The sequence below is a fragment of the Ensifer adhaerens genome (assembly GCF_002940685.1).
In the GTDB taxonomy this organism is placed as follows: Bacteria; Pseudomonadota; Alphaproteobacteria; order Rhizobiales; family Rhizobiaceae; genus Ensifer; species Ensifer adhaerens_E.
This window is the reverse complement of the sequence record NZ_PNFP01000014.1, coordinates 88,523-108,254: the sequence shown is the minus strand read 5'-3', so window position 1 is coordinate 108,254 and position 19,732 is coordinate 88,523. Positions and strand designations below refer to the sequence as shown.

Here is a 19,732-nt window from a genome sequence, read left to right as displayed (position 1 = left end):
ATGCTCAATGATGTCGACACTTCCTTGCTGTCCCCCGTCGCGCGCATGCCGTGGCTGACCTTGAAAGACGTCTGCGACGTCACGGATGCGCAGTTGCAAACGGAAATCGACCGCATCCGCCAAACACATGCCTGGGCGCTCGTCGAGGGCAACGATCTTTGGGACGACGTCACGCTCTGGCACCGTCTGACGGCCGCGCAGCGAACGGACGGTGGCCCCCTGCTCCTTCTCCTCGCGCCTGCCGCATGGCCCCTTCCAGACGACCGGACACTTGCCGCGGCCGCGACGGCTGGATTGCTCATGCTTACCCTGCGGCTGGACGGCACCGAGATCGATGCAACCTTGCCGGATGAAATCGCTCGCCTCGCGCGTCACGGCATTGCGACGGAGATCGTCACCACTGGCAGTGCTCGTCCGTTCGCGCGCTGGCCCAATCTGCCGGTGCCACGCATTGCCCCCGCGGACCCCGACGTGGATTTCTCCGACTGGCGCGCACTCAATGCGGCGGACCTCTATACATCCCGCGTCCAGGCCCTCCTTGCGACGCTGTGCCCCCCCGAATCTGCCATACGAAAAGCCGACGCCCTCTCAAGAGGCACAGACGCCCGACCGCAAGCCACGCTGATGCGACTGGGCGAGCGGCGGCTGGTGGAAGTCCTCATGGATCAGAATGTCGTCGATGGTGGCACGGCCGCGCTCATCAGCTTTTGCCTCAATCAGCGTCTGAGAGACCTGCTGACCTGGGGCGGCGCCACCCTTCCGCCGCCGGTTCGTTTTCGGCGGCGTGGCACGGACGGTGTCACGCTCGAAACCCTTGATGCTCCAGAGCCCGGTTGCATGCCCCTGACCTACGGTCGCTTCTGGTTTCAATGGTCCATGCGGCGCCCGGACTGGCTGGCCATTGCGGCGCGCGACGGCGATGGCCAGATCGTGGGACTGGCACTGCTATCGGAGCCCCTGTCCGTTGAGGGCAGCGTGGGGCGACGCCTCTTGTCTCTTTCAGTTAGCAACGCCCATCGTCGCCGCGGGCTTGGACGCAGCCTTCTCACGGCCGCATCCGAGGCTGCGCAGGCGAGCGGCACGCCGGCCTTGTTTACGACCTACTCGCATCACATGGCCTCGCGTGCCCATTTCGAGCGCACCCTGGCTGCAGCCGGATGGAGCACTCCTGAGCCAATGGAATACACGATTGTCGGCCAGGCCAAATGGGTTCGTGCAGCAGAAGAGCAATGGAAGCCGCTCTTGGCCCGCGCTGCTCGGCAAGGGTTTTCCATGCAGCCCTGGACTGAGATCACCAGCAGTGACCGAATGGAAATCGATGCCACCATCCACCAGGGTGAGGCTCCGGCGGAATGGCATCCCGACCTCTTCCTTAGGGAGGGTGGCGAGGCCCTTTCGCTCCTCCTTCGCTACCACGGGAAAATCATCGGCTGGATCATTGGCGAGCGGGACGGCGATCTGTGTGTGCACTACCGACGCGGCTGCCTCTTCCCCGCCTATCGCAAACACGGGTTTCTCATCGTCGGACTGTTTGAGGCCTGTCGTCGCCAGGCGGAACTGCTGGGTGAGCACAGCGTTTGCGTAAACTGGGCGAGTGCCGGTTCCGACATGGCCCGCTTCATGGAGACGCGGTTGCTACCGCTCCTGGACGGAAACTTCGCATCTCCGCCGCAGCTGGCCGCGACCCGTTCAGAACGCCCCGGCGGCTACCTTGAGATTCGCTACCTCGCGCGTCACCAGGCCGGTACACAATCCGTCTGTCTGACGGCAATTTCATAGTCTTTGCTGCTGTCTCATAGCTTTGTTGCACGGATTTCCGCCGCCTGGGCCGATAACGTACAACTGAAAACCAGGACAGCTGTCATGCCCGCCTTCACATCCGAGGAAGTCCGTCGCGCGCTAGCGGCCTTGCAGGATCTCGTCGATTACGACGAAGAGTTCCGGCAGGCGGCACGTCAGGACGCACGCTTGGCGGTTGAGCAGGCATTGGGGTTGACGTTGCCAGCCGATCTCGATGTTCGGCAGCAGGAGGCGGGCGGGCGAATGCGCCTTGCCGCTGACTGGCAGCCAGCGGAAGAATTGAGCGACGAGGAACTCGAGGTCGTAACCGGCGGATTGATGGATCCTTCGACCTCCGCACGGGAAAAAAGTGTGGTTCAGCGGACTTGAAGGAACCGCTAACCTTCGAGGTGATGGAACGGCCGGAAGTCGGCTGCAGATCCCTTACCTACCCAAGGTTCTGGAGTTTCTGGTCGTGCGGAGGCTCCGGTTGGCTGGGGATCATGGCACGGAGAGTAGACGGCAGGCCTGCTGGGCTCGCGCTATTGGGAACCATCCACGCGCACAACGGCAAGACAAGTCGGCGGCTGCTTTCACTCGCGGTGGACCGATCGTCGCGCAACGCAGGCATTGGCCGCGCCCTGCTCAGGCTGGCCGAAACAGTGGTGCGACGTGACGGCCTTGAGGAGATGTTTGCTCTCTATTCAGGCCACATGACTTCGCGCAACGCATTCGAAAGCGTCCTCGCTGCATGCGCCTGGGAGGCGCCGCGCGCCAGCGAATACATGCTGAAGTGCGAAGTGAAGTGCGCGTTTGGTGCCCTCGACGAATGGTCCTTTTTGCTTGAACGTCTAAAACGGGGTGGTTTCCGCACGGTATCTTGGCAAGACCTTTCCACAACCGATCATCGAGCAATCGCCGAGACATCCGCCACTGGTCGAGTCCACTCCGACTGGCAGCCAGGTGCTCATACGGATCAGACATCCGCCGACTTCTCCCTTGCCATGTATCACGACAAGGAGATTGCGGGCTGGATTGTCGGTTGCAGGAGCAGTGAGACCCAGGTTCATTACCCACTCGGCTACACGTTGCCTCGATTTCAGCGCCGGGGCTACCTCATTGCCGGGATGTTAGAGAGCTGTCTCCGCCAAGTTGAAAAACTGGGCGGCGACAGCGTGGCCGCCCATTGGACCCTTCCTGGCTCGGCAATGCACAGGTTCATGGAAACGCGCCTCGTGCCGCATCTACGTGGCCAGGGGGATTTAAAAGGACGGTCGATGAACGCGACCGGCAGCAGCACCACCGGTGTTCGCTACCTGGCGCTCAAGCGGCTCTGAATACGTTCAATTGACCTCGTCCCTCATCAAACATCCGCATCCACGCGCATCTTGAGTAAAGCGGGTCAAACGACCCGTCTTGCCACGAACGGTTTCCTCCAGGCCCACCAGCAACTCCTCAGTCGGTACAATGGTACGTGGCAAGGTGACGATATCGGCGCCATCGGAGCCGCGTCGCGTATTGACGAGGAGGGTGCGCCCTCCCTCCGGATAGAACAGCGGATCGCGTCGAAGGTCGCCGACGAAAGTCACGGGAACAGGGAGGCCTCCGACGTCCGCAATCAGCGGAGAATGCGGCACAGGTTGCGGCCACAGCGGCAGACGGGAAGGCGTGGTTGTCGGAACTGTCGGAACTGTCGGAACTGTCGTAGCCGGTAAAATGCTCAACAGACCATCCACCCACGTTATCGCATAGTTCGAGGAACTCAGTCCGGACGCCGACAAGGTGTAGACACCAGGAGATACTGCCCCTTGCGCGGAGCCTCCATAGACGAGCGAACCGGACAACACCGCGGCACCCTCGCCATTTACGAAACCGGAATAGCTGACGCCATTGCCGCCGGAATAACCGATCCCGCTGTAGTTGCGGCTGCCGCCATTAGCCGTGACCGTAAGCGCTGCCGGGGTGATCGAAAGCGTGCCGGCAACGTAGGAGATATCGTACCCGCCCTGTCCGGAATAGAGGCCGGTGGGTGTAAGAGTGTAACTGCCGGCATTGCTGCCAGCGCCCCCGATCGACGGCGTTCCCATCAGGAGGCTCGTGTCCACAGTGCCGCTAAGAGAAGAATAGCTCACCCCCAGCGTCGGAACACCACCGCTGTAGATGGCGGTGCCCGAATTGGCGGTGACCGTCACCGGTTTCAAAAACGCTGAAAGGAGCGGAGCTGTCTGCCCTTGGTAGATCCGCCAGATCGTCTTTTGCCCCCCGCTTGAGGCGATTTCCCAGGTGGAGAACGTCGATGGATCCGTTAGTTGCGCACTACTGATTGCAACGCCGTAGCCGTTGTCGGGAGCGGTGTTGAGGAAGTAGCTGGCCGAAATGGTGGTCCCCGAGGATTCCGCTATCAGGCCGCCGGTTGTTGCCGCGGAGACGGCGCCGGTCGCATAGGTGTTGGTAACGCTTCCGCCCATGCTGTCTCCGACGAGCCCACCCGCACGGGTGACTGCGGTGACCGCGCCGGTGGCATAGGAGTTGGCAATCACCCCCTGATTGATGCCAACGAGGCCGCCCGCAGAAGCGCTGAAGCCGCTTGCACCATTCGCTGCCACATTGCCCGTCGCGTAGGAGCCGCGGATAATGCCTTGATTGCGGCCGACCAAGCCACCCGCCCCGTCGTTGTTGGAGGTCACCGTGACGCCTCGAACGCCGACGTTGACGATTTTCGCCGCGCTCGCGCCAAAACCACCACTGGAAAGCATGCCGGCCGCAGCACCGACGGTATAGTTCCCGGTGACGGCTCCGCCTGAGATCGTGAAATTGCGGATTACGCCGTCGCCGCCGACAAAGCCAAAGAGGCCCACGCCCTCAAGCGTCGGCCTGTTGATGTTGAGGTTGGACATCGTGTGCCCCAATCCGTCGAAGATGCCGACGAAAGCATCCCGCCCCTCTGGCTGAAACATGCCGCTGATGTTTACGATCGGTGCGAAATTGGTGATGGAAGACAGGTCGATATCCGACCCGAGGACATAGTAACCGGGAACATTGCTGAGGTTCGACGCGTCACCTATGGCCTGCAGCTGAGCGGCCGAATTGATGATCGAGTAGTTGATGATAGACCCATTAAACCCCTGTTTCGTCTGGAAGGACGACGTCGACGCCAGATTGACCGCTCCCCTGACCACGTAAGTCGAGGTGTTGCCGAGAGCCGGCGTTGCCTGCCCATAGTTGAAAACGAGACCACCGGTCCCGCTCACATTAAGGGCACCGTTCACGACAATATCGTTCTGCGCTTCGAGCGTGAGCGTGCTGCCATTGCCCCAGCTCACGGTATCGTTGACGTAAATGTCGCCTTCGGTGCCCGACGCGCCGCTCACCGATTGAATGGTTACGGTCCCATTGCTCGCCAGCAGGCTCGTAAGCATGGAGCCGGTCATGTCTCCGCCAGAGGCTGCGATGGTGTAGTTGGTGGGGTCTATAAGCAGGTGGCCAGACCTGCCATGCGCGGATCGGGTCGTGACCTTTGCCTTCTCGGAAATGCTAACCTTCCTGGCGGAGGTCTCGATGAACCCCCCATTGCCATGTTCCGGGGCGGACGCATCCAGCGTGCCGGAGACCTTGACTGTCCCGGATGCCATGTCACCCAGAAGCAGGATGCGGCCATTCTTGTTGACCATGCCCTTGGCTTCCACAGTTCCGGAATTGTTGATGACCGACGCCTTGGCTGCAGTTGCACCCTTGGCGGTGAAGATGACGGTGCCGCCAGGCGCCTTCACGACCCCTCTGTTGTCGACAAGGGTCGCAAGCGTCGATTCCTCGACCTTGACCGAGATCAGTCCATCTCCGCCAAAGTCCAGCCCCACCTTGGTCCCGGCCGCCAGGGCGGTGTCACCGGTAATCGTGCCCGCGTTGGTCACTTCCGGCGCAATCAACGCCACGACCTTGCCATTGAGGCTGCCGTGGTTCGCGATGCTGCCACCAGAACCTGAGAACGTGTAGCTCCCTGAAAGAAAATCTCTATTGGCGATATCAAGTGTGGAGGCGACGAGCGCTGCAGTATTCACCTGCGAACCCGCACCGAAAACGATCCCGTTCGGATTGACGAGGAAGACCTGACCGTTCGCGCTAAGCGACCCTCGTATCTGGCTCGGTTCCACGCCGGTCACGCGATTGAGGGCAACCGAAGAGGACGAAGGCTGCCGAAACACCACCGAATTGGCACCGCCGATCGAGAAACTGTTCCAGTTCGTGACCAGCCGGTCGCTTGTCTGATGAACCGAGAGCGTCGAGCCTTGCGTGGAAATGCTCGCCGAGCCGGAAACGACAGTACCGCCGGTCGGCAGATCGCCAGCCAAAGCGGGCGCCGCAACCGCCGCGCTGCCGAGGAGCGTCATCGTCACGCTGGAATAACGTATAGCCAAGTTGGTTCCTCCTAGAAGCTAAGGCGACCCGACAGCCAGAGCTGATAGCGGCCAGTGCCTCCATCCACATTGGTACCGTTCGTGTTTCGCCCTGGATTGTCGCCGAGGCCCATGCCCCAGCCGGCGGTCAGCGCGAGATTCTCGCGCTGCCAATCGAGAGTGAGGCCTGCGGCGAACAGGGCATACTCATTCTTCCTGGTGGCGGTGGAGAGCGTGACACCCCCAGGGCGGGCATTGATCTTTGCATAGCCGCTATCAAGGAAACCGCCCAATTGAAGCTGTCCCCAGCCCTCTGGTACGGCCAGATCGTGGCGCAGCTCGAGTGTCCCGATCGCGCCCATGTCCGCAGACGCCTCCCCGACAGGCCAGCCACGTACGCCATAGGGTCCGCCGAGCGCAATTTCCTCGGATGATTCAAGATTCTTCGAGGCCCATTGCCCACTCACACGCGCGAGCAACGTCCAACGGTCCGCGAGGTTTTGCTGTCGCTCGATACGCGCATTGAGGCGCGCAAATCCACCTTCGGTCTTGAGGCCCGCGGCATCCGCCGCAGCCGAACTTTCGATGCGCGACAGATCAAGGACGCCGTAGGTGGCATCCAATCCCCAGGTCGTTGCCCCATCAAAATCCCGGCGAACGCCACTCAAGGACAGGGTGCCGGTGAGCAGGCGCTTGTCGTCGAGTTCGCCTGCGGCAGAATCATTTCGCAGTGCCTTCCCCGTCACAGCTCCACCGAGGGTCAGTTCCGTGACCCGGTCGCGAAGCAACGGATGGGTGAGACCGAGAACCAATTGATGCCCATCCCCATCAAGGTCCGCGGCACGCCCCGTATCGGTCACATCGTGATAGGTCAGATAGCTGTAGGCGCCATTGAAAAAGGTCCCTGCCGTGCCGACCGGAGCACTTGCCGAGAACCGGCCGTAAACCAGGCCTTGCGAGGTGACGCTCTGAAGTCGGAATTGCTCACCATAACCCCAGGGATCGGTAAAATTGAAGAGCGCATTGCCTTCGGCCCGACCAGTACTCGCCGAACCGAAATTGTCTGCCCAGACCTGTCCCGAGAACATCGGTCCTTCCTCGATACCGATCGAGACCTTCGAGGTGCCGGGGCTGTCTCCTGCTTCTACGCTTGCCCGAACCTTCAGGCCGGGCAGACTGTTCATCTGCAGCAACGCCGCCTCGAGCTGCGGTTCCGTCATTGAAGAGCGGTCCGTGAGGTAGCGTTGCTCGATCCCGCGCAAGACCTCTTCTCGTACCCGCACGGACCCGACCCGCACCAGCCCGATCTCCTCGACCCGGGCTTCCATCAGGGCAATTTCCACGACGCCTTCGGTCACGTCCTGCGGCGGTAGAAACGCCCGCGCAAACAGATGCCCCTTTGTTTGCGCAAGTCTTGTCACCTCTGTGGTGAGATCGCGCAGACCAGCAAGATCGAAGGCCTTTCCGGCGACACCATCGACCAGCCGTGCGCGTTCATCCGGGGTGAGGAGGCTGGTCTTGCCGGAGAAAATCAGGTGGGTGACCTTTACGGTCACTCCTCCCGGCGCGGTACGCTGCCCGTCGGCGCGAATGTCTTCCACTTCCGCTCGAAGCGCCTCGGGAAGCGGCTGCACCGACTGGAGCTCACGGTCGCGCAGAAGTGAGCCGGCGTCCTGGGCAAGCGCCGGAACATCGAGCAAGGCGGCAATCGCAAGGCCAAGGAATACGACGCGGGACACAGGGCCAACCTTTCCGGAACGGGGTGCTGTCCATCCGCTGACACGGACTGGGCGCGCGCGGCAATGCACCCGTCCGGCATTCATAGTTCTTGTCGAGGAATCATAGTTTGCGAGGTACCCGCACAGCGCACGACCGATATGCCGGATGAAGGCATCATCTTCCGATGCGGCCGATCCAGTGACTCCAGGCCGAGTCAGCCTCCTCGGCATGGGGGCCATATGCGAGCGCAAAAGCAAGGCCGCGCACTTCTCGCGGCGTCATTCCGAACAGGCGACGAAACGCGCGACTGAAATTTTCCGGGTTCGAGAAGCCGTGTTCCTCGGCAATCGTAGCGACGGGCACATGGCGGGTCTCGACGGCCCGCAAGGCAGCGTGCGCTCTGCGGAGCCGCCGTTCTTGCACATAATGGATAAAGCCCCCCGTCGGTTCGAACATTCTGTAGAGGCTGCGACGGGAGACCCCAAACGCGGCGGCGACGCCCTCTGCGTCCAGATTTGGATCCAGGAGATTGGCTTCGACGTGCCTGCGAATGCTGGCAAACAGCGCCATGTTGAGGGAACCGACCTTCTCCTCGTCCGCTTGGCCGCCAATGGCAAGCGCGGCCAAGTCGAGGAGGGGCCGCAAGACGGCCTGACTGTTGTCGACGGACATCTCCTTGAGGTTCTGGAAATAGCTCGCCATCGTGTCCCGCAAGAGCGCGACCATGGGCAGTCCAGCCGGCAGCACACGCTCGTGGCATTCATCCGGCGCCTTGAGCAGCGGAGCTAGCATGCGACGCGGCACGATGAGATTGAGATGAGCGTGGTCCGTCACGCTGGTGGAAATTGGCTGCGCTATATCCAGGATGTAAAAATCGCCCGGCCGCGCAACATGCCCGCCCTGGCGATCTTCACTCGTTCCTTGGGTGTAGAACTGCAGGATGTATCCGTCCATGCCGTCGCGACCGATTTTCCTTCGCGAACGGTCAAAGAGTTGCGCTCCACTTCTCATAAAGCCGACAGCAACATCGCCAACGAGGTAGGCGTCGACGGAAGCGAAGAAACCTTCCTCAACGGATTTCCGTGGGCGCGATTCAAAGAGCACGGAAATCTGCTCGTGCCACAGGCTAAGCGCGACCGGCGCCGGGAAAAGGCGAGTGTCGAAACGAGATGACGGCAAAGACATAGGAATGGCAACCAGCACGTGGCAACAAAGACGACCTCGGCAATACGGTTGCTCAGCCTACCTGCAGACGGCAAAGAACTGATTTCATGATGTTTCCCCAAGAAACTGATCTCTCATAGCGAGCGGGTAAGAGCTTGATCAACAAATAAGCGGGCCCTGGGTCAGTACACCCAAAATTGAGTCACACAAGTACCGACCCCATACTATGACGCGATACGGCATGGGTAACGATGCCGGAGGGGATACCATAATCGAGGGCGTGACAGATGAGCATAGTAACTACCGACTGCTCGAAGGCGAATGCGTTTGAAGTCGCAGCGACTTGTTCGAGTGTAAGCGTGACGTGATGGCCGCCTACCGGCGCAGCCCTGGAGTGAGATAGGTCCACCAAATTCTAAGTGGACACTATGGCGGTATCCGATGTCGGGAACAAGCGAAGCGGCGAAGCGCGGTCGACGAAACTGGTCGCTGGAAGACAAATGGCAAATTGTTGAAGAAGCGCGGCTTCCCGGCAATTCAGTTGCGGAGGTGGCGCGCCGGCGCGGTGTCAACAGCAACCTGCTTTTTCGCTGGAGGCGGACTGACGAGGCTTGGCAACTCGGTCACCCGTCGACTTCCCTTATGCGTCTGCCGAAACCCACGTTAGACTTCATTCCGATCGGCGTGTTTGGCGAGGTGATGACGAAGGACCAGCGATGGCAATACCGGGCACCCCCTGCTGCGCCCGTTACCTCGGTGGAGAGTTCGATGCGCCCAAAATCGGTGTTGCCGCCCAAAGGGCCGACATTCGACGGACGCCCCGGCGTCATCGAAATAGAGGGCGGGAGAGAATCTCTACGAACGGAGAACGCCAGGAGAGATTCAACATGGTGCTCGCCCCCCGGCCCCCTAAGGCGCGAGACATTCCTCGCAAATGCCACAGCCGTCGACGTCCATACGTGAGGCTGGGAACTTTTTATGACAACACAGACACATCGCAGTGCTCCGCGCTTTCCGTTTTTCGGGCGCAGGGGGAATGATCTCGATCACGCGATCGGCAGGGAATTTCATTGTAAGCTGTTCCATCTCGAAGCTCCATGTCCAGGCTTCATGTCGAGGATGAGGCGCCAGCGCCGGGGCAATGCCGGATGACATCGTCTCGGGCTGGCGCTTCGGGGGTCACGACCTTCGCCATTCTAAATTGGGGAATGGTGTCCGCCGACATCAGGTTTGGCCCCGAATGGGCTCTCGGCATCCGTCGACAGTCCGGCGTCTCGGCAAGCCTCAACGAACGCTTCGCGGGCGATGGCAACCGGCGTCATTCGGTTAAGCGCCCGCCGACAAGTTTGAACCGCCCTGTTGTGCTTGCGGCCCCTATAAATAGTCCATTCGCCTTCCAGGAAATCGAGGACGTCGTTGACAGACGCAAAGACCTGTCGTGTACCGTCCTTCATCTCAACCGAGATGGGTGCCATGAGCAGCAGTTCGGGATTAAGCATGGTGATCTCCCTTCGCATTGATGCCAAACGAAGACTCTCCAACGCTTGTGCGAGGAGCAGTGCCGATCTGAAAAGTCGGCGGCGCAAATCCGACGCTTGTGTCCATTACTGGTGCCAGCAGATGGTGTCTTTCGGCGAAGGCGACGAAGAGGCCCCGCACAGTCTCTGCTTCAACCTCGCCGCGCAATGCAGCCAGACAGGCCTTAAGCGCCATCGAATGCGCCGCGTCCCCAGAAGGGGCTCGCCACTCTACGAGGAGACGGTAAGCGTCCATCACTGAGCGGATTTCTGCGGGAAAACCGAGACCCACAAGGATGCCAACTGGCCGCTCGAACATATCGGGTTTCATCGTGCTCTCCTTTCCAACCCGGGATGTCGATGGGCGCCTTGAGACCGGCGCCCAGTTGATCGCCGTCAATCACGCGGCATTCGATGCCTCGATTTGCATCGGCGCCTGTGACCGTTCAGCCGTCGCGGCGCTTTCGATCGCGATTTTGCGCGGTTTCATCTCCTCGGGGATTTCCCGCACCAGGTCGATCTCCAGGAGACCGTTGTTCAGATCAGCGCCTGTCACCCGGACGTGATCGGCAAGCTCGAACCGGTGCTCGAACGGTCGACCGGCGATCCCGCGATGCAGATACGCATCGGAAGAGGGTTCCTGCTTCTTGCCGACGACCGTCAGAAGATTGGTTTGAAACGTGATGTCGAGATCATCGCGGGTAAACCCGGCAACCGCAATCGAGATCCGATAGCTATCATCTCCGGTCTTGGCGATGTCGTAGGGGGGCCAATCGCTGATCGAACGCGCGCGCTGGGTTTCGAGCAGATTGAAGAGCCGGTCGAACCCCACAGTCGAACGGAAAAGCGGTGCGTAGTCGTAAGTTGTTGCCATAACCATATCCTCCTCGAGCAACATGGGTACGGAAGCGCCGAAAGACGGCGCTTCCAGCAAGTCCAGCCCTCATTCAGCGGCTGGCGGCAAGCGATTTGGTTAGGCACAAGTTTGGTTTCAAGGGGCCGGAAGAAAAAATCTACAAAGCCCTCAACCGCCCTTAGGGCGCAGCCCCTGTGCGGACCCGGCTCCTTTCAAGGAAGCGTCTCAATTCACCCTGAACTCGCCATCCACGCGGCGCCATTCATTGGGACCTATTAGACGTTGATGGGAATACCGTACGGAATGCAGGGGGCCATCGAGATTGGCTTGCCAGAAATCGAGGAACTTCTGCATCTCAGGAAAGTCAGGTGCGAGATCGTAGTCCTGCCAGACAAAGGTCTGCAGAACGGATTCGAAATCGGGAATGCGGTAAAGGATGTGCGCGGTGGTCAGTCCATAGCCGTTTATTTGACGCTCGAAATCCGATGAAAATGGCATGCTTCATCTCCGTTTCTCAACAAGCGCCAAGGTGGCGCAATTGTTCGCGGTCATCAATGGAATTCTAAACGCGACGAGGACTTTGTTGTTCCTTTACAGCGTGTTAGCAGCCATGCGGAGCGAGTGCTGATTTTTTTGGGGCGCCCTCTTGAAATCAAAAAACCGCAAAACCAGATGATTTCGCGCAAGATGCTCAAACGAGGTTTTGCACCCGTCCGGACCGGTCATCCGGTCCGGTGATGGGGAACAACGTCATACCTGTTTGTCCATGGAGGAAAACATGACTTTCCGACCGCTGCATGACCGCATTCTCGTCCGCCGGGTTGGCTCAGAAGAGAAAACCAGGGGCGGGATCATCATTCCCGATACGGCGAAAGAGAAACCGCAGGAGGGCGAAGTCGTTGCCGTGGGCGCTGGCGCCCGCAACGAAGCGGGCCAGGTCCAGGCGCTCGACGTCAAAGCAGGCGACCGCATCCTGTTCGGCAAGTGGTCAGGCACCGAGATCAAGATCGACGGGGAAGATCTGCTGATCATGAAAGAAAGCGAAGTCCTCGGTGTCCTCGAAGCCCAGGTTGAGAGCAAGCAGGCAGCCTGAGCCAGCCTACGAAGTCCATTAGTCAAATAGCTGCCTATTGAGGAGTTAGAAAAAATGGCTGCGAAAGAAGTCAAGTTCCATACCGACGCCCGTGAACGCATGCTGCGTGGGGTCGATGTCCTTGCCAATGCCGTCAAGGTGACGCTCGGCCCAAAGGGGCGCAATGTCGTCATCGACAAGTCTTTTGGCGCCCCGCGCATAACCAAGGATGGCGTGTCAGTTGCCAAGGAAATCGAACTGGAAGACAAGTTCGAAAACATGGGTGCGCAGATGCTGCGCGAAGTCGCCTCGAAAACCAACGATCTCGCCGGCGACGGGACGACCACGGCCACCGTGCTAGCCCAGGCGATCGTCAAGGAAGGTGCCAAGGCGGTCGCTTCTGGCATGAACCCGATGGATCTGAAGCGGGGCATTGATCTTGGTGTTGACGCGATCGTGGAGGAACTGAAGAAGAACGCCCGCAAGATTTCCAACAACTCCGAGATTGCCCAGGTCGGCACCATCTCGGCCAACGGCGACGAAGAGATCGGCCGTTACCTCGCCGAGGCGATGCAGAAGGTCGGCAATGAAGGCGTTATCACTGTCGAAGAGGCCAAGACTGCGGAGACCGAACTCGAAGTCGTCGAAGGCATGCAGTTCGACCGCGGCTATCTCAGCCCGTATTTCGTGACGAACGCCGACAAGATGCGCACCGAGTTTGACGATCCCTATGTTCTCATTCACGAGAAGAAGCTGTCCAACCTTCAGGCCATGCTGCCAGTTCTCGAAGCCGTGGTGCAGTCAAGCAAGCCGCTGCTTATTATCGCCGAAGATGTCGAAGGCGAAGCGCTCGCAACGCTGGTCGTCAACAAGCTGCGCGGCGGCCTGAAGATCGCAGCAGTCAAAGCACCAGGCTTCGGCGATCGCCGCAAGGCAATGCTGGAAGACATCGCCATTCTCACCGGCGGCACGGTTGTGTCCGACGACGTCGGCATCAAGCTCGAGAATGTCACGCTCGACATGCTCGGCCGGGCAAAGAAGGTCACGATCGAGAAGGAGAACACCACGATCATCGACGGCGTCGGCGCCAAAGCTGATATCGACGGCCGTGTCGCACAGATCCGTGCCCAGATCGAGGAAACCACATCGGACTACGATCGCGAGAAGCTGCAGGAACGACTTGCCAAGCTCGCCGGTGGCGTTGCGGTCATTCGCGTGGGCGGGTCGACGGAAGTGGAGGTGAAGGAAAGGAAGGACCGCGTCGACGATGCGCTGCATGCTACCCGGGCAGCGGTGGAGGAAGGCATTTTGCCGGGCGGCGGCGTTGCGCTGCTGAGGGCGGTCAAGGCGCTCGACAATCTCCCTTCGGCCAATCCGGATCAAAAGGTCGGCATCGAAATCGTCCGTCGGGCCGTGGAAGCACCGGTTCGACAGATCGCTGAGAATGCCGGCGCCGAAGGCTCCATCATCGTCGGCAAGTTGCGTGAAAAAACGGACTTCTCCTACGGGTGGAACGCTCAGACAGGTGAATATGGTGACCTCTATGCCCAGGGCGTCATCGACCCGGCCAAGGTTGTGCGCACCGCGCTTCAGGATGCGGCGTCGGTCGCAGGTCTTCTGGTGACCACCGAGGCGATGATCGCAGAAAAGCCGAAGAAAGATACGGCTCCGCCTCTGCCCGCCGGTCCGGGCATGGACTTTTAAAGCATTGTTCAGGCCCGTTCTGCCATGGGCGGGCCTGACGGAAACCGATCGGCGCCGCCGCCTAGTAGCTAACAGGCTCTTCAGGTTGGCGTTGTGCCGCAGCCACTCAGTGAGGGAGAAATGCAAAGGAAGATGTTTGACCGGCCAGTTTACCTGCGTGAAAGGAAGGATCTGGTCGTCGAAATCACAAACCTGGACGATGCGATCGATTTTCTTGAGGAATGGTGCAAGGGAGACCGCGACATCATTCACGACGCGACCTTGAAGACGTGCTACCTAGCACATGACGGACACAAGCCAGTCGAGGTTGCGCGAGACGCCCTTCGCTCCTTCGCGAAGAAAAAGGGTATTCTCGTCAAGGCTCCCGCGGTGCTCCCGTGGATGATCAAGGCGAAGTCCGGTGGCGGTCGGATCTCGCCGTGAACCAATCTTGCCGTGAGAGGCTGCGATCGCGGCCTCTCCGCTCGTATCGTCGCGTTCGATACATCGAAATTGGAGTTACCGGGGACAGCCTCGCTCGTCGTGCAAACAGCAATCAAACCGCGACTTGAAATTGTGGCCACAAGGGTTAGGTTAGCGAACGCTTGAGGGGGCCGACATGCAGACACGACGCATAGCCGCAACCGGACGCGCCGCAGTTCACCTTGCCGGCGTTTTCTCGCTTGCGCTGCTCGGCTCGACCGCGGTGCGCGCCGCCGATTTCGACCAAGCGCGAATGGCCCCCGTAAACGACTGGACGGTGATCGTCAGCCCCTATGTCTGGGCGGCCAGCCTGAAGGGCGACGCGTCGCTTGCCGGCTTCGATACGGATGTCGACGTACCCTTCAGAGATACGCTCGACCATCTCGATCTGGCGCTGATGGGCAATGTCGAGCTGACCAACGGTCAATGGGGCGTCTATTTTGACGGTCAATACGTCCGTACCAGCCAGGACGAAGCGCTGCTCTCCCATGAGATCGGCCTCGATATCAAGATGACGACGCTGGCCTTCGGCGCGTTCTACCAGATCTACGAGCAGGAGCTCGGCGGCAATACCGCCTTCGGCAAGCCCAGAACGCTGTCGATCGAACCGACAGTCGGCCTGCGCTGGACAAAGCTCGAAGCGGATGTGTCCGTGGCCGGCTTCAACACCAGCAAGAGCGCCGACTGGACCGATCCTTTCGTCGGCCTACGCCTCAACGCCGATCTCAGCGAACGCTGGAACCTCGTTGCCGAGGCCGATGTCGGCGGCTTCGACGTCGGCTCCAAGCTCAGCGTCAACGCCCAAGCCTATCTCGGCTACCGGACAGAAATGTTCGGCCAGCCGACCATCCTGCGCGCCGGTTACCGGATGCTCTATCAGGACTATGAAAGCGACGACTTCACCGGGGCAAACAAGTTCCGCTGGGACGTGAACCAGCATGGCCCGGTCATCGGCTTCTCCATGTTGTTTTAAAGCTCCGCGCGTCCTTGAATGCACGAAGGACGCGGCACGACCCATTCAACCCAGGAAGGAAAATGGCATGCTGTTCAACGGAACGTCCGCTGTTCGCTCGGTGACCGCGGCGCTTGCCGCCCTTCTTATGTTCGGGCAGTCAACCGCTGACGCCTGCACGCGCCTCGTCTATCTCGGCCCCGAAAACAACATCATCACCGCCCGCTCGATGGACTGGAAGAGCGACGTGGCGACCAATCTCTGGGTGCTGCCGCGCGGTCTCGAACGGAACGGACAGGCCGGTCCCAATTCGTTCAAGTGGACGGCGAAATACGGCAGCGTCGTTGCCACCGGATATGACGTCTCCACCACCGATGGCATCAACGAGGCCGGCCTCAATGCCAACCTGCTCTGGCTCGTCGAATCCGAGTATCCCAATTTCGACGACAAATCGAAACCGGGTCTGACGATCGCCGCCTGGGCGCAATATGTGCTCGACAGTTTCGCGACCGTCGAAGAGGCAGTCGCAGCGCTCGACAAAGAACCCTTCACCATCGTCACCGACAACGTTCCCGGCGAGAACCGGCTGACGACTCTGCACCTTTCGATTTCCGATAGCACCGGCGACAGTGCCATCGTCGAGTATATCGGCGGCAAGCAGGTGATCCATCACGATCGCAAGTACCAGGTGATGACCAATTCGCCCGTCTTCGACCAGCAACTGGCACTCAATGCCTACTGGAAGCAGATCGGCGGCACGGTGATGCTGCCCGGCACCAACCGGGCATCGGACCGGTTCGCACGCGCCTCGTTCTACGTGAACGCCATTCCGAAGGACCAGAACCCCGACCGGGCGCTTGCCAGCGTCTTCAGCGTCATTCGCAATGTCTCGGTGCCCTATGGACTGAACACGCCGGAGGAACCGAACATCTCCTCGACCCGCTGGCGTACCGTCGTCGATCACAAGCGCAAGCTCTATTTCTTCGAGTCCGCGCTGACGCCGAATACCTTTTGGATCGACCTCAAGAAGGTCGATTTCGCCAAAGAGACGGGCAAGGTGATGAAACTCGACCTCGGCGAAAACCAGGATCACACCTATTCGGGCGACGCCACAGGTGATTTCAAGCCGGCTGAGCCGTTCAAGTTCCTGGGTCTTCAGCTGTAAGTGCTCGGATCAAACGCAACCGGAGGGTTGATTTTCGAACCCGCGGCTGAGGCAGACAATCAAAATCGATCATGTCCCAGGTGACTCGACATTTGTCACGAAGAACCCGCTCGCTTGTTTCAAAAAACGAAGGTCTCCCGGTGGGGCGCGACGAGGCCAAGTGGCCTCAATGATGAAGCCCGGTTGTGCTCTCAATGCCCGGAGTGCGGGAGTACATGCGCAATAGCTGATGTAGGGCGCGGATCTCCATTCGCCAGCGCCGCCCGAGGGATTGCAAAAGAATGGCCTCGTCCGGGGAGAGACGAGGCCATGAGGCACCTATCGAACTTCACATCCGGAGGGATTGATGAAGGCGAAACCCTGATCGGGGGCTCATGGGTCTCACAGGCCTGAAAACGCCGATATCGGAAATGAGTTCCCGCCGGCTATAAAAAAATGGCCACGAAAGCGACCCAGGGCCAACACGCGGGGCCCGCGATCGAAACGGATGAGCTCGAATCTAGTTCCGGGCCTGCTTGATTTTTGCCTCGGCGCCGTAACATCCTAAGCCATGTCCAAGTCCTGCCATGCGCGGCGATCAGGATGAGACAAGAGTCTCGTCGCGTTCTGATTGCCGCGCTATACATGCCAGGCCGCACAGGTCTAAGTCCAGGGGCCCGATTGGCTGGGAACCAAAGCCCTCCCCATGGGTCAAGGGATAGACAAAAGGCCCCTCAGGAGGAAGTTGAAACTGCGCTCATCAGCCGTTTCCATGGTCGCGACTCCCTTGATCCTTAGTCTACGTCCACCGGTGCCCACGAGTTCTGGCGAGGGAGCAAATTGCGGTCCCAACGACGCCACGCCGACTGTTTAAAATGAGCGCTTTCCGTGGTAAATTTACCATTCGAGCATGTACAATGGACCCACGCAAAAGATCGATGACCGGTGTCAATTCGCCAATCGTCTCCGAAGAAGAAATTGCTCTCTACGATGCCATCGAACGAGCGATCGCGAATGTTCGCGCGGCTCTTGCTGAAATCGATCGCGCCTGGGTTCGCATCACTGGGGAACGACCCAATCCGAGTGCGGCTGCTTTCGCGGCCCTCGATACGGCAGACGAGATGCTGACCGTCGCCCGAGAAGATCTCGCCCGCGCCCGCGCTTCGCTGAAGTCGTATCCCCGGACGAGATCTCTACAGTAGTCGTACCAAGTGAGGCGGTCCGCCACATCTCACGACCGTGAAGTCGATGTCAGGTCGCCTTCACCTCGATCTTCCTAACACGCGACAGCGCTTCGTCAGTTTTTGGAAGCGTCACGGTCAGAACGCCGTTCTCAAACTGGGCGGCTACCTTGTCCGCGTCGACGCCCGACGGCAGCGGGATCGAGCGGTAGAAGGACCCGTATGAGCGTTCCAACAAATGATACCCCTTCTTGCTTTCATTTTGCTCACGCTTCTTTTCTCCCTTTATCGTGAGCGCGCTGTCCGTCAGGGATACATCGACATCCCTCTGGTCAATTCCAGGAAGTTCGACCGAAACTTCGATGGCACACTCGGTTTCGGTGACGTCCGTTCGCGGCCCACCGGTATCCCAACGCCCGAAAGCGCCGAACGGCTGATCGAGCCGCCTCCAGAAATCCTCGAAAATACGGTTCACGTCGCGCTGCAGAGAAAACACGGGGTTCCCCTCGTCAGACTTCGCCATTTCGCTACCCTTGTTACTGCCCCAGGGGATCAGATCTCTAATCTGCATGGTCAACCTCCTTTCTCCGGACGATTACGCCATCTTCAGCTTGATCTTTCTCGCTTTCGCCGGCGCGGCCTTCGGCAAGACCAACCGCAGTACGCCGTTCTTCTGCGATGCCTCGATACTGTCCCGATCGATATCCTCGGACAGGGTGAAGACACGCTCATAATTGCCGGCGCCGTATTCGGCATAGATTTGGCGATAGTTGTCGTGCTGCTGGTCCGTCGCGAATCCGCGAATCGCCAGCGTTCGCTTTTCAAGCGTGATGTCGACGCCCTCCGAGGCGACGCCGGGCATGTCGACGAGAACAACGACATTGTCCTCTGTCTCATAGATATCGGTGCGCGGCATAAACACCGCACGCGCACGGGTCGGTTCGCCACCGTCAAGCTGGCTTGGAGCCCGGCGTTCGGTCGTTTTCAGTTCCTGAGCCATTTTGTCCTCCTTAGCCTTTGATCTGGATCTTCTTCGGCCGATCCGTCTCAGGCCGGTGCAGCTCGACTTCAAGAAGCCCGTTTGCGAAACGCGCCTCGACCTGTTCTGGATCGACGCGGAAAGGCAATTGCACCGTTCGAGAGAAGTTTCCATACACTCGTTCGCGCCGGTGCCAGACGGGTTTCTCGTCCTCCATCGGGGAAGCGCGTTCGCCCCTCACTGTCAACGTATTCTCGCGAACCGTGAGGTCGACCTCGTCCGGCGCGATCCCAGGCAATTGAGCAGTCACCGCCACGCTGTCCTCACCCATCCAGAGGTTGACGGGTGGAAACTCCTGGGCGGCTTTGGCTGTCATGTCCGATAAGCGCTGATTCATTTCCTGCTGCATTCGCCGCATTTCCAGAAATGGGTCGAACCCGGCGCGGCTATAATCAGATACCAGCATGTACATCCTCCTTTCGCTGCGTAATCAGCCACAGTTGATTTGCGACGTGCCAAGTACGTGCATGCCGGAGGCCGCATGATCGGAGATGGACGGAATTGATGATCAAAAGACCGAGACGGTCGATCGCACAATACCTTCGCAAAGGGGTCGGGCAAACGCCGGACCATATCCTCCTTGCGAAGAGATATGAACCGAACCCGGTCAACGCATAAGCGGACCATCATTCCCGTGCCAGGATCCGAGAAGGCATCCGGCACAAATGAGGTAGGTGAGCAGAGCGCGCGTTTCAAGGGCCGATCTTGCTGGATCATCTTTGCTCGCGCAGCCTTTGATCTCACCGGAA

19 protein-coding genes and 1 pseudogene are annotated in these 19,732 nt (G+C 59.7%); 10 read left to right on the top strand and 10 right to left on the bottom strand.

All coding sequences use genetic code 11. From position 1 onward, the window contains the following. From C1A35_RS25175 to C1A35_RS25165, 3 genes are all read left to right on the top strand, one after another. Positions 1 to 1,779, top strand: coding sequence for a GNAT family N-acetyltransferase (locus C1A35_RS25175; RefSeq protein WP_104666998.1), 1,779 nt, complete (start codon positions 1 to 3; stop codon positions 1,777 to 1,779). Between the two features lie 84 nt (positions 1,780 to 1,863). Continuing rightward, positions 1,864 to 2,169 (top strand): hypothetical protein, encoded by a 306-nt coding sequence (locus tag C1A35_RS25170; protein WP_104666997.1) that lies wholly within the window; start codon positions 1,864 to 1,866, stop codon positions 2,167 to 2,169. 113 nt (positions 2,170 to 2,282) lie between these two features. Next, a complete protein-coding gene (locus C1A35_RS25165) occupies positions 2,283 to 3,116 on the top strand; it encodes a GNAT family N-acetyltransferase (RefSeq protein WP_158665163.1) in 834 nt (277 codons plus the stop codon). A 6-nt stretch (positions 3,117 to 3,122) separates the two neighbouring features. On the opposite strand, the gene C1A35_RS25160 is transcribed toward C1A35_RS25165, so the two are convergent. The 3 genes from C1A35_RS25160 to C1A35_RS25150 form a co-directional block, all read right to left on the bottom strand. Continuing rightward, positions 3,123 to 6,194 carry a two-partner secretion domain-containing protein gene (locus tag C1A35_RS25160; protein WP_158665162.1) on the bottom strand — a complete coding sequence of 1,024 codons (3,072 nt, stop codon included), beginning with the start codon at positions 6,192 to 6,194 and terminating at the stop codon, positions 3,123 to 3,125. Positions 6,195 to 6,205: 11 nt separating this feature from the next. Continuing rightward, on the bottom strand, positions 6,206 to 7,912 hold the full coding sequence (locus C1A35_RS25155) for a ShlB/FhaC/HecB family hemolysin secretion/activation protein (RefSeq protein WP_158665161.1): 1,707 nt from the start codon (positions 7,910 to 7,912) through the stop codon (positions 6,206 to 6,208). A gap of 154 nt (positions 7,913 to 8,066) precedes the next feature. Then, positions 8,067 to 9,095: a helix-turn-helix domain-containing protein gene (locus C1A35_RS25150; protein WP_234823001.1), complete on the bottom strand. Its 1,029-nt coding sequence runs from the start codon at positions 9,093 to 9,095 to the stop codon at positions 8,067 to 8,069. Between the two features lie 402 nt (positions 9,096 to 9,497). Here C1A35_RS25150 and C1A35_RS25145 point away from each other — a divergent pair, with 402 nt between their 5' ends. Beyond that, positions 9,498 to 10,019, top strand: a complete 522-nt coding sequence (locus C1A35_RS25145; protein WP_104666993.1) for a transposase — start codon at positions 9,498 to 9,500, stop codon at positions 10,017 to 10,019. A 233-nt stretch (positions 10,020 to 10,252) separates the two neighbouring features. Here C1A35_RS25145 and C1A35_RS25140 read toward each other — a convergent pair whose 3' ends face one another. The 4 genes and pseudogenes from C1A35_RS25140 to C1A35_RS25125 all read right to left on the bottom strand — a co-directional run bounded on the left by C1A35_RS25140 (position 10,253) and on the right by C1A35_RS25125 (position 11,927). Next, positions 10,253 to 10,555 carry a DUF982 domain-containing protein gene (locus C1A35_RS25140; RefSeq protein ID WP_234823000.1) on the bottom strand — a complete coding sequence of 101 codons (303 nt, stop codon included), beginning with the start codon at positions 10,553 to 10,555 and terminating at the stop codon, positions 10,253 to 10,255. A 100-nt stretch (positions 10,556 to 10,655) separates the two neighbouring features. Next, positions 10,656 to 10,904 (bottom strand): annotated as a pseudogene (locus C1A35_RS25135) (DUF982 domain-containing protein); the annotation flags it as partial. 69 nt (positions 10,905 to 10,973) lie between these two features. After that, positions 10,974 to 11,447, bottom strand: coding sequence for an Hsp20 family protein (locus tag C1A35_RS25130; protein ID WP_104666990.1), 474 nt, complete (start codon positions 11,445 to 11,447; stop codon positions 10,974 to 10,976). A 207-nt stretch (positions 11,448 to 11,654) separates the two neighbouring features. After that, the gene (locus tag C1A35_RS25125) at positions 11,655 to 11,927 is read right to left on the bottom strand and encodes an usg protein (RefSeq protein ID WP_104666989.1); all 273 of its coding nucleotides are present in this window, start codon (positions 11,925 to 11,927) and stop codon (positions 11,655 to 11,657) included. Positions 11,928 to 12,207: 280 nt separating this feature from the next. On the opposite strand from C1A35_RS25125, the gene C1A35_RS25120 reads away from it, so the two are divergent. From C1A35_RS25120 to C1A35_RS25095, 6 genes are all read left to right on the top strand, one after another. Then, entirely contained in the window at positions 12,208 to 12,522 is a 315-nt protein-coding gene (locus C1A35_RS25120; RefSeq protein WP_104667106.1) for a co-chaperone GroES, read from the top strand. 54 nt (positions 12,523 to 12,576) lie between these two features. Further along, complete coding sequence (groL, locus tag C1A35_RS25115) at positions 12,577 to 14,205, top strand: chaperonin GroEL (RefSeq protein WP_104666988.1); 1,629 nt, start codon at positions 12,577 to 12,579, stop codon at positions 14,203 to 14,205. 120 nt (positions 14,206 to 14,325) lie between these two features. Beyond that, on the top strand, positions 14,326 to 14,628 hold the full coding sequence (locus C1A35_RS25110) for a DUF982 domain-containing protein (protein WP_104666987.1): 303 nt from the start codon (positions 14,326 to 14,328) through the stop codon (positions 14,626 to 14,628). A gap of 175 nt (positions 14,629 to 14,803) precedes the next feature. Next, a complete protein-coding gene (locus C1A35_RS25105) occupies positions 14,804 to 15,640 on the top strand; it encodes a hypothetical protein (protein WP_234822999.1) in 837 nt (278 codons plus the stop codon). A 127-nt stretch (positions 15,641 to 15,767) separates the two neighbouring features. Beyond that, a complete protein-coding gene (locus C1A35_RS25100; protein ID WP_440271563.1) occupies positions 15,768 to 16,784 on the top strand; it encodes a linear amide C-N hydrolase in 1,017 nt (338 codons plus the stop codon). Positions 16,785 to 17,701: 917 nt separating this feature from the next. Continuing rightward, complete coding sequence (locus C1A35_RS25095; protein ID WP_104666985.1) at positions 17,702 to 17,965, top strand: hypothetical protein; 264 nt, start codon at positions 17,702 to 17,704, stop codon at positions 17,963 to 17,965. A 49-nt stretch (positions 17,966 to 18,014) separates the two neighbouring features. Here the strand turns inward: C1A35_RS25095 and C1A35_RS25090 are convergent, their stop codons facing one another. From C1A35_RS25090 to C1A35_RS25080, 3 genes are read right to left on the bottom strand one after another with little or no spacing between them, the layout of a single operon-like run. Continuing rightward, positions 18,015 to 18,515 carry an Hsp20/alpha crystallin family protein gene (locus C1A35_RS25090; RefSeq protein ID WP_104666984.1) on the bottom strand — a complete coding sequence of 167 codons (501 nt, stop codon included), beginning with the start codon at positions 18,513 to 18,515 and terminating at the stop codon, positions 18,015 to 18,017. A 24-nt stretch (positions 18,516 to 18,539) separates the two neighbouring features. After that, on the bottom strand, positions 18,540 to 18,944 hold the full coding sequence (locus C1A35_RS25085; RefSeq protein WP_104666983.1) for an Hsp20/alpha crystallin family protein: 405 nt from the start codon (positions 18,942 to 18,944) through the stop codon (positions 18,540 to 18,542). A 10-nt stretch (positions 18,945 to 18,954) separates the two neighbouring features. Continuing rightward, positions 18,955 to 19,389 (bottom strand): Hsp20/alpha crystallin family protein, encoded by a 435-nt coding sequence (locus tag C1A35_RS25080; protein ID WP_158665160.1) that lies wholly within the window; start codon positions 19,387 to 19,389, stop codon positions 18,955 to 18,957. Positions 19,390 to 19,732 lie beyond the last annotated feature (343 nt).

Coding starts and splice junctions, on each gene's coding strand:
- C1A35_RS25110 (WP_104666987.1), top strand. CDS start 14,326: ATGCAAAGGAAGATGTTTGACCGGCCAGTTTACCTGCGTGAAAGGAAG.
- C1A35_RS25080 (WP_158665160.1), bottom strand. CDS start 19,389: ATGCTGGTATCTGATTATAGCCGCGCCGGGTTCGACCCATTTCTGGAA.
- groL (WP_104666988.1), top strand. CDS start 12,577: ATGGCTGCGAAAGAAGTCAAGTTCCATACCGACGCCCGTGAACGCATG.
- C1A35_RS25125 (WP_104666989.1), bottom strand. CDS start 11,927: ATGCCATTTTCATCGGATTTCGAGCGTCAAATAAACGGCTATGGACTG.
- C1A35_RS25130 (WP_104666990.1), bottom strand. CDS start 11,447: ATGGCAACAACTTACGACTACGCACCGCTTTTCCGTTCGACTGTGGGG.
- C1A35_RS25090 (WP_104666984.1), bottom strand. CDS start 18,515: ATGCAGATTAGAGATCTGATCCCCTGGGGCAGTAACAAGGGTAGCGAA.
- C1A35_RS25170 (WP_104666997.1), top strand. CDS start 1,864: ATGCCCGCCTTCACATCCGAGGAAGTCCGTCGCGCGCTAGCGGCCTTG.
- C1A35_RS25100 (WP_440271563.1), top strand. CDS start 15,768: ATGTTCGGGCAGTCAACCGCTGACGCCTGCACGCGCCTCGTCTATCTC.
- C1A35_RS25175 (WP_104666998.1), top strand. CDS start 1: ATGCTCAATGATGTCGACACTTCCTTGCTGTCCCCCGTCGCGCGCATG.
- C1A35_RS25140 (WP_234823000.1), bottom strand. CDS start 10,555: ATGCTTAATCCCGAACTGCTGCTCATGGCACCCATCTCGGTTGAGATG.
- C1A35_RS25165 (WP_158665163.1), top strand. CDS start 2,283: ATGGCACGGAGAGTAGACGGCAGGCCTGCTGGGCTCGCGCTATTGGGA.
- C1A35_RS25095 (WP_104666985.1), top strand. CDS start 17,702: ATGACCGGTGTCAATTCGCCAATCGTCTCCGAAGAAGAAATTGCTCTC.
- C1A35_RS25120 (WP_104667106.1), top strand. CDS start 12,208: ATGACTTTCCGACCGCTGCATGACCGCATTCTCGTCCGCCGGGTTGGC.
- C1A35_RS25145 (WP_104666993.1), top strand. CDS start 9,498: ATGTCGGGAACAAGCGAAGCGGCGAAGCGCGGTCGACGAAACTGGTCG.
- C1A35_RS25105 (WP_234822999.1), top strand. CDS start 14,804: ATGCAGACACGACGCATAGCCGCAACCGGACGCGCCGCAGTTCACCTT.
- C1A35_RS25085 (WP_104666983.1), bottom strand. CDS start 18,944: ATGGCTCAGGAACTGAAAACGACCGAACGCCGGGCTCCAAGCCAGCTT.